Annotated in this window: 14 protein-coding genes; 10 read left to right on the top strand and 4 right to left on the bottom strand. The window is 37.0% G+C overall.

Annotated features, from left to right (window positions below):
- From BR72_RS12475 to BR72_RS12485, 3 genes are all read right to left on the bottom strand, one after another.
- Nucleotides 1-236 (bottom strand): transposase (locus tag BR72_RS12475; RefSeq protein WP_035433445.1); only part of this gene is annotated, 236 nt, incomplete at its 3' end.
- Between the two features lie 105 nt (nucleotides 237-341).
- Entirely contained in the window at nucleotides 342-488 is a 147-nt protein-coding gene (locus BR72_RS12480; protein WP_028411195.1) for a BH0509 family protein, read from the bottom strand.
- Nucleotides 489-649: 161 nt separating this feature from the next.
- Nucleotides 650-1,066, bottom strand: coding sequence for a pyridoxamine 5'-phosphate oxidase family protein (locus BR72_RS12485; protein ID WP_035433446.1), 417 nt, complete (start codon nucleotides 1,064-1,066; stop codon nucleotides 650-652).
- Nucleotides 1,067-1,240: 174 nt separating this feature from the next.
- Between BR72_RS12485 and cax the strand changes: the two genes are divergently transcribed.
- Nucleotides 1,241-2,296: a calcium/proton exchanger gene (gene cax, locus BR72_RS12490; protein ID WP_035433447.1), complete on the top strand. Its 1,056-nt coding sequence runs from the start codon at nucleotides 1,241-1,243 to the stop codon at nucleotides 2,294-2,296.
- 72 nt (nucleotides 2,297-2,368) lie between these two features.
- Complete coding sequence (locus BR72_RS12495) at nucleotides 2,369-3,166, top strand: YfkD famly protein (RefSeq protein ID WP_035433448.1); 798 nt, start codon at nucleotides 2,369-2,371, stop codon at nucleotides 3,164-3,166.
- A 47-nt stretch (nucleotides 3,167-3,213) separates the two neighbouring features.
- Here the strand turns inward: BR72_RS12495 and yfkAB are convergent, their stop codons facing one another.
- Entirely contained in the window at nucleotides 3,214-4,341 is a 1,128-nt protein-coding gene (gene yfkAB / locus BR72_RS12500) for a radical SAM/CxCxxxxC motif protein YfkAB (RefSeq protein WP_035433449.1), read from the bottom strand.
- Between the two features lie 580 nt (nucleotides 4,342-4,921).
- Between yfkAB and BR72_RS12505 the strand changes: the two genes are divergently transcribed.
- From BR72_RS12505 to rlmD, 8 genes are all read left to right on the top strand, one after another.
- A complete protein-coding gene (locus BR72_RS12505) occupies nucleotides 4,922-5,104 on the top strand; it encodes an SE1561 family protein (RefSeq protein ID WP_020061169.1) in 183 nt (60 codons plus the stop codon).
- Between the two features lie 97 nt (nucleotides 5,105-5,201).
- Entirely contained in the window at nucleotides 5,202-5,654 is a 453-nt protein-coding gene (locus BR72_RS12510; protein ID WP_035433450.1) for a hypothetical protein, read from the top strand.
- Nucleotides 5,635-6,516, top strand: a complete 882-nt coding sequence (locus BR72_RS12515; RefSeq protein WP_035433451.1) for a tetratricopeptide repeat protein — start codon at nucleotides 5,635-5,637, stop codon at nucleotides 6,514-6,516. The genes BR72_RS12510 and BR72_RS12515 overlap by 20 nt, the downstream gene beginning before the upstream one ends.
- Before the next feature lie 14 nt (nucleotides 6,517-6,530).
- A complete protein-coding gene (locus tag BR72_RS12520; protein ID WP_035433452.1) occupies nucleotides 6,531-7,787 on the top strand; it encodes an ATP-binding protein in 1,257 nt (418 codons plus the stop codon).
- Nucleotides 7,788-7,898: 111 nt separating this feature from the next.
- Nucleotides 7,899-9,425: a fumarate hydratase gene (locus tag BR72_RS12525; protein ID WP_035433453.1), complete on the top strand. Its 1,527-nt coding sequence runs from the start codon at nucleotides 7,899-7,901 to the stop codon at nucleotides 9,423-9,425.
- A gap of 176 nt (nucleotides 9,426-9,601) precedes the next feature.
- Nucleotides 9,602-10,384, top strand: a complete 783-nt coding sequence (gene pdaA / locus BR72_RS12530) for a delta-lactam-biosynthetic de-N-acetylase (RefSeq protein ID WP_035433454.1) — start codon at nucleotides 9,602-9,604, stop codon at nucleotides 10,382-10,384.
- Nucleotides 10,385-10,442: 58 nt separating this feature from the next.
- Nucleotides 10,443-11,306, top strand: a complete 864-nt coding sequence (locus tag BR72_RS12535; protein ID WP_035433455.1) for a DNA-3-methyladenine glycosylase family protein — start codon at nucleotides 10,443-10,445, stop codon at nucleotides 11,304-11,306.
- A 10-nt stretch (nucleotides 11,307-11,316) separates the two neighbouring features.
- Complete coding sequence (gene rlmD / locus BR72_RS12540; protein WP_035433457.1) at nucleotides 11,317-12,702, top strand: 23S rRNA (uracil(1939)-C(5))-methyltransferase RlmD; 1,386 nt, start codon at nucleotides 11,317-11,319, stop codon at nucleotides 12,700-12,702.
- Nucleotides 12,703-12,801 lie beyond the last annotated feature (99 nt).

Genomic DNA, 12,801 nt, shown 5'->3' on the forward strand with positions numbered 1-12,801 from the left:
ACTGTTTTAAATTTTGTACGTGGTTGTCCTTTAAACGGTGCATTACCTTTACTACGTTCATCAAATGGTTCACCATTTTTCCATTTTTTCACCCAAACCTTTAATTGTGTACAACTTCGAATACCTAATCGTTCTGAGAGCCTTTGATAACTTTCGGACCCATTCACATAGGCCCTAACGGCATCTAACTTAAATTCTTCCGTGTAGGATTGAAATTGTTGTCCCTTTTTCGCCATAGAAAAATCCCCTCCAAGTTTCATTCTTTCCTTCATCTTATCATGAAGGTTTTTTTGAATGTCTACTTAAAGGGGATAATACCAGTAGATAGCGGTTTTTTTATATTACTCTGCAATTTCCTCATATAAGAAGTACGTCACATTGTAAATATGTTCTACTTCGTCGTCCGTCATATACATCAGTTCTTCACGTTCGATTCCTTTCTTCTTTTCAATAAATTCAATCATGTTTTTCCGTTCTTCTCTTTTGATCATCATTATTTCTCCTCTCAATCTGTTTTAATACAGTTTATTTAAGTTAGTACTATTATATAACAGGATCTTTAGAAAGTTCCAGCTTTTTCAATATTTTTTGGAAAAGAACTTTTCGACAAAACGAGACCTCATCTTTTGTGAGGTCTCGTCTTAATTTGTTATAGGCGTAAAAATTCTGGTTGTGCTGTACCAGTATGATCAATGTAATAAATGGTGTCAGGATTGATTTTTATTAACACGTAATTTGGATCTTCAGGACCAAGTAACCAGCGTTTTAAACTATTTGTCCAAAATTTATTTTTTAGCGTGCTGTCTTCTTCAATAGAAGCAATACCTTCTATTTCAAGATATTCTTCGTCCCATTTTTTTCCCTCGCGACCAAGTAAAACATGAACATTCGCATTTTGTTTGATATCTGCTATTTTTTTGGATTGCCGATCTGTTGCAGCGTACAATACGAAATCTTCGTGAAAAAATATCATAAAACAGCTATACGGTTTGTTGTCACGCATTGTTGCTAGGACACCAATGCGTTTGCTTTGAATAATATTTTCTATTTTTTCTTTTAGATGCATTTGTTTCTGCTCCTTTCGAGTATCTCATACTTAACATTCATATTTTTTTACTCGCTCTTACTTTTTTCTACAATGCTCTTTTTTAAACGTAATTATGATAAAAATTGGGTAAATTAGAAGAATAATAATGGTAATATAAAGAGTGATTGAGAAAGAAATGGAAGGATGAAAAGGATGTTTAATAAGATTTTTTTATTTGTTGCAGTCATTGGTGTACCGCTTTCTGTTCTTGGTAACGTAATGCATTGGCCACAAACAATTATGTTTGCTGTCTATTGCGTTACAATTATCGCACTGGCCGGTTTTATGGGGAGAGCAACGGAAAGTTTGGCGGTTGTATCAGGACCTCGTATAGGAGGCTTGTTAAACGCAACATTTGGTAATGCAGTTGAGCTTATTATTTCAATTTTTGCATTGCAAGCTGGGTTAACAGAAGTCGTACTCGCTTCGTTAACAGGTTCTGTTCTTGGGAACCTATTACTAGTGGGTGGACTCTCATTCTTTGTAGGGGGTCTAAAGTATAAACGTCAAAGCTTCAATGTATATGACGCGCGCCATAATTCAGCTTTATTAATTTTTGCGGTTGTCGTTGCTTTTGTCATTCCTGAAATATTTTCAAAAAGCATGAACGTAGGAAAAACGTTCCAACTTAGCGTCGGCATTTCTATTATTATGATTGTTTTATATTTAGCGGCATTGTTTTTCAAACTTGTCACGCATCGCGGTGTATACCAGCATAAAGACGAAGTAGTAGAGCATGATGAAGAACCGGAATGGTCAAAAGGAAAAGCATTGCTTGTTTTGGCAATTGCAACAATAGCGGTTGCTTATGTATCAGAGGCACTTGTACATACGATTGAAACTGTCGCTAAAACATTTGGCTGGAGTGAATTATTTATCGGGATTATTATTGTGGCGATTGTTGGAAACGCAGCAGAGCATGCATCGGCTATAGTTATGGCCTATAAAAATAAAGTGAATATCGCTGTTGAAATTGCAGTTGGTTCAACATTACAAATTGCCATGTTTGTTGCGCCTGTACTTGTCATTATTTCGATGTTCTCCGCGGTAAATATGCCTCTTGTATTTACGATTCCAGAATTAGTCGCAATGATTACAGCTGTATTTTTGACAATTGCTATAGCAAATGATGGCGATACGAACTGGTTTGAAGGTTTAACATTACTTGCCGCATATCTCATTATGGGAATCGGTTTTTATTTATTATAAAAAGTTTGGATAACAATAGAGAGCAGGGAAAAGAATATAACCGTATAGTCCCATTAGGAAGGAGCTTTACGGATGAAACGAGTGTGCAATATTTATATCACCATTATGTTCTCGTTTATCTTTTTATTTCCTTGTAGTAGCTTTGCGAAGACAGAATTGAATGTAAAGGTTCCACCATCTGTTTTAAACATTTCAAAAGAAAATACGTATCCAAATCCAACGCAGGACTTGCCGCGCTTACAACCGAGCGAATTAGCAAAAGCGTTGCTTGAGACATCGCCAATAAAGATTGAAAATCCGGATTTAATTCGGATGTTTAATGAAACATCCATTTCTAATGCACCACTTGCAGTTGGATACCGTGCGAAAATTTATTTAGGACAATGGCCTTTAAATTATGAATCGACTGAAACAACAATGAACTGGGAATACAGGCAAGTCAATCGGAATGTTCATGATAATCGCGGTGGACAGGGATATTATCCACTTCGCTATAGACAAGAGGCACAAAAACTAGTAGAAGGTGGGCTTACTTCTTACATTAAGGATGCAGAAGATGTGAAGAAGATGATGCTGCTAAAAGCGATGGAAAAAGTACGTTTACCTCTTTCGTTTAAAACAATCATTGGTTATGGAACCCAGCATGAACGAGTATATAATATTAGTCCGAAACAACTTGGATATTTATATGCGTATACGCCAGCCGTTAACGAAAAAGGAAAAGTAACATTTGGTGAGGTATATCTTGTTTTAAAAGGGAATCAGCGAAAATTGATGATTAAAAATATTACATCACAAGGAATTGGAGCATCCATACCAATTCAAGATCATATCTCTTTTAAGTTTATTCCGTCTTCTGATCCAAAGTAAATGTTCATACAAAAAACGTCAGCATGATAGTACGCTGACGTTTTTTCTTATAATGTGATGTTTGCTTGTTTTGTTAAGAAATTTTCTGTGGGATAATAACTATTTTTTACAAGAATGTTTGGCCCAAGGCATTTTACAGCTGGACAATGACAGCTTAATTCTTTTGCTGTTTTTGAGGCACTCCACTTGTCATAGGCTTCTTGTAATGTATTCGTTTGGACATTTCCGAGCATTGGAATGTCACCGAAATCTGTAACAATAATACTGCCGTCAAAAATATTTACATTTAAACGAGAACGACCGTCTGGGTCATTACGTACTGTGACATTTTTACTTGCATGCAGTTTCTTGAATATTTCTAAATCACGTTCATCATCGCTGCATGCATAGAATGGCAATGTTCCAAATAGCATCCACACATTTTCATCTCGAATATCAAGAAGGCGTGAAATGGCACTGCGGATTTCATCTTTCGTTAAAATTTCAAGATTGCTCGCAAAATCACTTGGATACATTGGATGTACTTCATGACGTTTACAGCCCATCTCTTCAACAATTTGACGGTGAATATGTTCAATATGCGGAAGTGTACGCTTATTGAGCATTGTTTCAGCAGAAACAAGAACGCCTGCCTCTGATAATGCTTTACTATTTGAAATCATTCGTTCAAATAATTTAGCACGTTGTTCATATGACGGCTTGCGTTCCATCATCGCAAATCCGCCCTGGACGAAATCATCAATCGTTCCCCAGTTATGAGAAATGTGTAAAACATCGAGATAAGGAATAATTTGTTCATAACGGGCTAAATCTATAGTTAGGTTAGAGTTGATCTGGGTGCGAACGCCTCGTTCGTGAGCATATTTTAAGAGCGGTGTTACATAGTTATCAACAGACTTCTTAGAAAGCATCGGCTCACCGCCTGTAATGCTTAAAGAACGTAGATGTGGAACTTCATCTAATCGTTGTAATAGTAAATCAAGCGGAAGTGGATTTGGATCTTTTGGCTGCAGTGTATAACCAACAGCACAATGTTCACAGCGCATATTGCATAATGTTGTCGTTGTAAACTCAACGTTTGTTAATAATAATTTGCCATACTCTTCAAAATCCATATAAGCTTCCCATGGATCATAAGAAGGAGTAATCGGCTTCATTTTTTGTGATGTATTCATTTATGAAATACTCCTTTGACTATTGAAATAACAATTTGTCCATCCTCTATGATAGAAGAAGATTGCTTTTTAATAAAGTGAAACTTCCATCAGTGGGGAGTTTTTTCATCCCTACTGATGGTTAGCCCACCCAATCGGGCTTTTACGGACAGTTATCCCCACTGAAGAAAAACCATTCTTTTTAGATGGGCGAGAGCATCTGGTCATACATAGAAGTTCTGCCACATGCGAAGTTTAAATAAAGCGAGAGAAGGATCCTTTTTCTGCATTGCAGCAATTTACATATTGAAAAATTAAAATGGATTCATCTAGTTGAACCTTCTGCGATTTTCCTTGAATTTTGAGGTGGAGGAATAGCGGGACATATCATTTTACTCAAATTAATGCAAAAATTCATGTCCGTGGTAATCATTTTTACTGTATAATAAAATAAAGATTCAACAAGCAAACGAATGAGTATGCTTAGTATGAGTCGAAGCAATCGGGTTATATAAGTGTATTATTTTTTGCAAATATGTAGGAATACTTATATCTTTTAAGAAATAATCAAGATAACTCGCACAAAAAGGAGAGAGCACCTATGGGAAATGCTACTTATGATAAAGATTCACAATTAGTATATTTGAAAGAACGTTTAAATATGTTTATAGAGGTTATTGATACAATTGAACCAGAAGACGTGGAACTAGAAGATGTAGATCGCCTTCTTGAAATGTTAGATGATATTGAGTTTAAATGTGAGCAATTTAAAAAGAGTGAGTAATCAGAAGTCGACAACAAATGTTGTCGACTTTTTTATTTTCGCTGTAAATAGGATGAAAATATACTTTATAATGTAAATATGGAAAAGGAGGAAGTATATGTCACACAACTTAATGGAACCTGTATTACAAGGGAAACAAGCGAGAGAAACAAAAACGTATAATATTTATAATTTTTTTGTTATTGGACTTATTTTTGGGATTATTCCGATTATGATTTTAGGAACTTGCAATGCGATTTGGTTAAAAGAGTCCAAAAAGAAAATATATATACTTCTTATGATAGGAATAATGACTTTATTAGCAATGTTCATCTTTGCCGCTCTAATTGGTGATATATATGTGCTAAAGATTGCTTCTCGAATAGCTGCTGTAGTCGTAACAGGTGTGTATGTATATGCGCTGCGGGAACGGTTTCGAATTCATAATTTAGTAAATGAAAATGTAGAGTCATTACACCGGATCGGTTTAATCGTTGGAATAGTTGGTATCATGGCCCAAGCGGCATTGATAGCAGGAGGGGAGATGCTCCATGTCAACTTCACACAGTGAAACGATGTTGTGGCAAGAAGCGTTGCATTATTACGAGATTGGTCATATTGAAACAGCACAGCGGAAATTGGAAACGTTGCTTTCTCATAATCCGCAGCATGCGGGAGCATTGTACTTTTTGGGATGCTGTTATGCAGATTTAGAACAATATGATGAAGCAAAAGAGATTTGCTTATCAGCTTTGCAACATGGTTATGACCCAGAAGAAGTGTACTATACACTTGGACATATATATACATATACGAATGAACTTGAAAAAGCGGAGCAAAGTTTTTTGAATGTGCTGTATTCAGACCCTTCCAATGCGCAAGCGATGGCGAAATATGCATATATTTTATTAAAAACAGGTCATATTGAAAAAGCTAAGCAACTCATAAAAGAGGCGGTAGAAGTTAATCCGAACCATCCTACCGTTCTTCATTATCAATTTATTTTATTACTCGCAATAGGAACGAAACAAGAAATAGAGGAATCTTTAAAAGATAATTATTATGTATCAGATAATGAGGTAAATTTTTTAGTGAAGTTAGGACTCCATGCATCATCAAAGAAAAGGTATAGAGAAGCATACAAATATTATCGACAAGCGTTCTTGTTGGCGCCTAATAATAAAGATTTACTTGAAATTTTAGAAGAAGCAGAAGAGATGATTCATCCGATTTTCTTTCCGAATGTTCTCATCGATAAAATAGGTGGTCCGCTTATCTTTTGGGCAATAGGTGTTGGAACGATGGGCTTATTAGCTACGTTACATTCGGACGTTATACTGAGAGCTGGACTTTTATTTTATATTATCATTTGTATATGGAGTTGGTTATCTACACCGATGTACAAGTTATATAAAAAAATAAAAAGATCATGATGGGAGAGCGAAGGGTGAATAAAATAGATGTGTTAAAACAAGTAGTAGCACAAGATGAAGAAAATGGATTGATTTGGTATTTGATTGGGGTAGAGTATAAAGAGCAGGGAGAGGTAGCAAATGCGCTGCAAGCTTTATCGAAAGCCCTTCAGTATGGTGATCAAGAATGGAAGGATAAAGTTGCTGCTGAACTCGCAGCTTTATCACAGGCTCTTACAAATCCGAAAGAAGCACCACATGTAACTGAAGAAGAGAGCCATTTTGAAAAAAACGAGCATTACGTAGTAGAGCCATCTCCTGAAAAAGAAAAACAGTTACATACAGCTTATGTAAATGAAAACGCGGAAGAAAATGTGATTCCGATGAATGTGCTTCAAGGCGGGAGAAGCAAACAAAAATATGAACAAGATCAGATTACATTTCAGGATGTCGGCGGTTTGCATGATGTGAAAAAAGCGATCCAAATGAAAATTATAAAACCCTTTACTTCACCTGGGTTATTTGAACGGTTTAAGAAAAAAGTTGGTGGCGGTATTTTATTATATGGCCCTCCTGGTTGCGGTAAAACATATATTGCAAAAGCAACTGCAGGAGAATGTGGAGCGCATTTTACGACAATGAGTATTACTGATATTCTTGATCCGTATGTTGGCGTAAGTGAACAAAACATACGAGAAATTTTCCAATATGCTCGTTCCAAAAAACCATGTATTTTATTTCTAGATGAAATGGATGCGCTTGGATTTAACCGGAGTAAAGCATCAGGGCATCCGACACTAAGAACAGTTATAGATCAATTGTTAACAGAAATCGAAGGTATTGATACGAATACAGATAAACTATTGTTAATTGGTGCGACAAATATGCCATGGGATATTGATCCTGCATTTAAAAGACCAGGTCGCTTTGACAAAATGATTTTTGTTTCACCGCCCGATTTAGAAGCACGGAGCAGTATTTTTAAAATTAAGTTGGCAGGCAAACCGATTTCAACAATAGATTACGATTTGCTAGCGAAAGAAACAGAACTTTATTCTGGTGCTGATATTGAGAATGTAGTGGAGCTAGCTTTAGAAAATGTTTTAGAAGAAATTATGACAACGGGCATAGAGCGAATGATTACAATGAAGGATTTAACCGATGCCATAGTAGAAACAAGGCCATCTACGTTAGAGTGGTTCCGTACAATTAAAAATTATATTAAATATGCAAATGAAAGCGGTGCATATGATGATGTACAAGCATATTTAAAAAGATACAAAAAAATATAATCTCATTAAGACGCTATTGAAAATAGAAGGAATGGAAAAAAAAGAGTATAATCATATTGTGAAATTTTGAAATGCGTTTTGGTAGCGTTCACAATTGAGGGGGAAGTAATTATGAAAAAGCTTCAAGAAAGCATGTATCAACTAATTGTTGAAACGTCAACGAATTTACCGAAAGATGTAAGGCGTGTAATTCAACAAGCGAAGGAACGAGAAAATGCAGGAACTCGTTCTGCGATGGCACTTGGCACAATTACAAATAACATTAAAATGGCTGATGATAATATTTCGCCAATTTGCCAAGATACAGGGATGCCAACTTTTAAAGTGTACACACCAGTTGGTGTAAACCAACTGCAAATTAAAGAAGCAATTTACAAAGCAATCGAACAAGCAACGAAAGACGGGAAGCTTCGCCCGAACTCTGTAGATTCTCTGTTTGGTGATAACAGCGGAAATAACTTAGGACCAGGAACACCTGTCATTAAGTTTGAGCAATGGGAAAAAGATTATATCGATGCACGCCTTATTTTAAAAGGCGGTGGTTGTGAAAATAAAAATATTCAATACAGCTTACCTTGTGAAATTGAAGGACTAGGACGAGCTGGCCGTGATTTAGAAGGAATTCGTAAATGCCTTCTTCATGCGGTATATCAAGCACAAGGGCAAGGATGCAGCGCCGGCGTAATTGGCGTTGGTATCGGAGGAGATCGCACGTCAGGTTATGAACTTGCGAAAAACCAATTGTTCCGTTCATTAGATGATGAAAATTCAATTCCAGAATTGAAGCAACTTGAAGATTATATTATGGAAAATGCCAATAAGCTTGGTATTGGAACGATGGGATTTGGCGGCGAAACAACATTACTTGGCTGCAAAATCGGTGTATACAACCGTCTCCCAGCTAGCTTCTATGTTTCTGTTGCGTATAACTGCTGGGCATATCGCCGCCTAGGTGTAACGATTCACCCAGAATCAGGTGAAATTATTGACTGGTTATACCAAGAAGGTGAAGACACGTTAAAACACGAGGAGGCAAACGAAGAAGCAAATACACAACGTGAAATCGTCTTACAGGCGCCAATTACTGAGGAACAAATTCGCGAACTTCGCGTTGGTGACGTTGTAACAATCAACGGTATGATGTATACAGGCCGCGATGCAATTCATAAACATTTAATGGATAACGATTGCCCAGTTGATTTAAATGGACAAGTTATTTATCACTGCGGACCAGTTGTTGTAAAAGATGAAAACGACAATTGGAAAATTAAAGCGGCAGGACCGACAACAAGTATTCGTGAAGAACCGTACCAAGGCGATATTATGAAGAAATTCGGTATTCGCGCTGTTATCGGTAAAGGTGGTATGGGTGCGAAAACATTGGCGGCATTAAATGAACATGGCGGCGTATACTTAAATGCAATCGGCGGTGCAGCACAGTACTACGCAGAGTGCATTAAAGAAGTAAAAGACGTTGATTTCTTACAATTTGGTATTCCAGAAGCAATGTGGCATTTACGTATAGAAGGATTTAAAGCGGTTGTAACGATGGATTCTCACGGTAATAGCTTACATGCTGATGTAGATAAATCATCTTTAGAGAAGTTAGCATCGTTTAAAGAACCAGTTTTTAAATAAGAGTGAGGAGCTGACGTTTGTCGGCTCTTTTTTTTGCGTTCGGTGCGTCGAACGGTGTCGAAGCGCCGATATATTGATTTCTTTGTATTGGTATAAATGGAAAAACGTGTTCGGCATGAAAAAATTATAGACACAGAAACTACAAGTACGATTATATAGGAAAAGGAGCTTATACAATGAAGCGTAATTGGTTATACATTGGTATTATCTTTTCAATTATGATGGTACTTGTTCCGGCTTCTGTGCTTGCTTATGTGAATACACCAAATCATTGGGGAATTCCACGCGCGAAAAATGAAACTCCTCCGGATGCTGGTCAAAAATTTACAGAGCTGCTGCAGAAAAACGGAGGATTTTATTTAGGGGATACAAAGAAAAAAGATATTTATTTAACGTTTGATAATGGATATGAAAATGGCTTTACCGGAAAAATTCTTGATGTGTTAAAAGAAAAGAAAGTCCCAGCAACGTTTTTTGTGACAGGACACTATATTAAAACGCAACCAGATTTATTAAAACGAATGGTGAATGAAGGACATATTGTTGGAAATCACTCACAGAGTCATCCAGATTTTACAACGGTACATGATGCAAAGCTTCGCGTGGAATTGCAAATTGTAACAGACGAAATTAAAAAGGTGACAGGACAAAAAGAAGTACGATATGTAAGGCCACCGCGCGGTATTTTTAGTGAACGTACATTAGCGCTTGCAAAAGATATGGGCTACTATAATGTCTTTTGGTCACTTGCTTTTCTCGATTGGAAAGTAGACGAGCAAAGAGGATGGCAATATGCTCATAATAATGTAATGAATATGATTCATCCTGGAGCGGTTATTTTGCTGCACTCTATTTCGAAGGATAACACAGAAGCACTTGCGAAAATTATTGATGATTTACGCGAGAAGGGGTATCATTTTAAAAGCTTAGATGATTTAGTAAAGGGCAATCAACCGTAAGCATGTATGCTTGCGGTTTTCTCATGCTATAATGATGTGTAAAAAGGATGAGGAATGCATGTGGAGCGAACAAATTACGTTAGATTATCCGTATCGTTTTGAAGAAGTATTAAAACGTTTATCTTTTGACCCGTTAAATATCATTCATTTAGAAGATAAAACCATTCATGTCCCACTTACCCTAGATGGAAAGCAAGTTATTGTCCGTGTACAAGGGAAGGGGACAACTGGAGCACCGCAATTTTGGATTTCTAGCCAAAGCGATAAACAAGACGAAATTATGAAGCGCATTTCTTCTATTTTTCAATGGAATCAACCTTTTCATGAGATTCAACATCATTTTTTGAACACATCATTACGGCCGCTTTTTGAAACATTTGCATATACTCCAATTATTTTAGAGTTCGATTATTTTGCTTGTCTTCTTCGTTGTATTATTCATCAACAAGTTCACCTAAAGTTTGCGACAGCACTGACAGAACAATTTGTAAAAACATATGGAACAGAAAGAAAAGGCGTTTTCTTTTTTCCGACGCCTGAACAAGTAGCAAATATTACAGTAGAAGAATTAAGAAATCAAAAATTTAGTCAGCGTAAAGCAGAGTATATCATTGGACTTGCACAACATATTGTGGACGGAAAGCTAAACTTAGAAGAGCTAGAGGAGAAAACAGACGAAGAAGTTGCAGCGGTGCTATTACCAGTGCGAGGTATTGGGGCATGGACTGTACAAAATTTCTTACTATTTGCTCTTGGACGTCAAAATATGTTTCCAAAAGCTGATATTGGGATTCAACGTGCACTTCAACAGCTATTTCAATTAGAACAAAAGCCAGATGACGTATTTTTAGAACGAATGAAACAAGAGTGTGAACCATATTGCAGCTATGCATCATTATATTTATGGAAAAGTATAGAGTAGAGGTGTAACAATGATACAAAAACAACACGAGAGTAAGTTAGAAGTTGGTCAAACATTTCCTGTGACAATTAAGCGTCTTGGGATTAACGGAGAGGGCGTAGGTTACTTTAAGCGCCAGGTTGTCTTCATTCCAGGGGCATTACCAGGAGAAGAAGTTGTTGCAGAAACAACGAAAATTCAGCGTGGCTTTGCAGAAGCAAAAGTGAAAAAAATTCGTAAAGCTTCCCCGCATCGCTTGAAGCCGCCATGTGCTGTTTATGAGAAATGCGGTGGTTGTCAGCTTCAGCATTTAGATTATCAAGAACAATTAAATCAAAAACGTGACATCGTTGTACAAGCATTTGAGAAGTATATGAACGGCAGTATGGAAGATAAGATTCGTCAGACGCTTGGTATGGAAGACCCATGGCATTATCGTAACAAAAGCCAACTGCAAGTCGGACGTAAAGATGAAAAGGTCATCACAGGATTATACGAACAAAACTCACATCGCTTAATTGATATCTCGCATTGTATGATTCAACATAAAGCAACGAACGAAGCAACAAAAGTTGTAAGACGTATATTAGAAAAACTGAACATTTCTATTTACAATGAAAGAAAACAAAAAGGTCTTGTACGTACAATTGTAACGCGTGCTGCAGTGCAAACAGGGGAAGTGCAAGTTACATTAATTACGACAAAAGAAGAATTGCCAAATAAAGAACAGTTTATTGCAGAAGTGCAAAAACAAATGCCGTCTGTAAAATCGATTATGCAAAATGTGAACTGGCGTAAAACATCAGTCATCTTCGGCGATAAAACATTCCGCTTAGCTGGAAAAGAAGTAATTCAAGAAACACTCGGGGATTTATCATTTGAATTATCTGCACGCGCATTCTTCCAGTTAAATCCTGAGCAAACCGTTGTGTTATATAACGAGGCGAAAAAAGCAGCTGCTTTAACAGGAACTGAAAAAGTTGTAGATGCTTATTGCGGCGTTGGAACAATCGGACTGTGGCTTGCAAAAGATGCAGCAGAAGTGCGCGGTATGGATGTTATTCCAGAAGCGATTGAAGATGCGAAGAAAAATGCAAAGCGTCACGGTTTCACAAATACAAAGTACGAGGCTGGAAAAGCGGAACAATGGCTGCCAAAATGGGTAAAAGAAGGCTGGCGTCCAGATGTCATCGTTGTGGATCCGCCGCGCACTGGTTGTGATGATAAACTACTTGAAACGATTTTAAAAGTAAAACCGGAAACGGTTGTGTACGTATCTTGTAACCCGTCATCATTAGCGCGTGATGTGAAAACGTTAATGAAGAGTTATGACGTGGAGTATGTACAGCCAGTTGATATGTTCCCGCATACGGCGCATGTGGAGAATGTTGTTAGGCTTGTTAGAAAAGAAAAGTAAATGAATTACGCTGAACCGTACCATAAGTACATGGCATAAATAATAAAAAACAAAGAAGCAGACAATCACTTAAGATTTCCTGCTTCTTTGTTTTTATAA

Source organism: Bacillus sp. UNC322MFChir4.1 (assembly GCF_000746135.1).
GTDB lineage: Bacteria > Bacillota > Bacilli > Bacillales > Bacillaceae_G > Bacillus_A.

Excerpts from the sequence above, each read along its gene's own strand:
- BR72_RS12485 (WP_035433446.1), bottom strand. The coding sequence starts at position 1,066 with ATGCATCTAAAAGAAAAAATAGAAAATATTATTCAAAGCAAACGCATT.
- cax (WP_035433447.1), top strand. The coding sequence starts at position 1,241 with ATGTTTAATAAGATTTTTTTATTTGTTGCAGTCATTGGTGTACCGCTT.
- BR72_RS12495 (WP_035433448.1), top strand. The coding sequence starts at position 2,369 with ATGAAACGAGTGTGCAATATTTATATCACCATTATGTTCTCGTTTATC.
- yfkAB (WP_035433449.1), bottom strand. The coding sequence starts at position 4,341 with ATGAATACATCACAAAAAATGAAGCCGATTACTCCTTCTTATGATCCA.
- BR72_RS12505 (WP_020061169.1), top strand. The coding sequence starts at position 4,922 with ATGGGAAATGCTACTTATGATAAAGATTCACAATTAGTATATTTGAAA.
- BR72_RS12510 (WP_035433450.1), top strand. The coding sequence starts at position 5,202 with ATGTCACACAACTTAATGGAACCTGTATTACAAGGGAAACAAGCGAGA.
- BR72_RS12515 (WP_035433451.1), top strand. The coding sequence starts at position 5,635 with ATGTCAACTTCACACAGTGAAACGATGTTGTGGCAAGAAGCGTTGCAT.
- BR72_RS12525 (WP_035433453.1), top strand. The coding sequence starts at position 7,899 with ATGAAAAAGCTTCAAGAAAGCATGTATCAACTAATTGTTGAAACGTCA.
- pdaA (WP_035433454.1), top strand. The coding sequence starts at position 9,602 with ATGAAGCGTAATTGGTTATACATTGGTATTATCTTTTCAATTATGATG.
- BR72_RS12535 (WP_035433455.1), top strand. The coding sequence starts at position 10,443 with ATGTGGAGCGAACAAATTACGTTAGATTATCCGTATCGTTTTGAAGAA.
- rlmD (WP_035433457.1), top strand. The coding sequence starts at position 11,317 with ATGATACAAAAACAACACGAGAGTAAGTTAGAAGTTGGTCAAACATTT.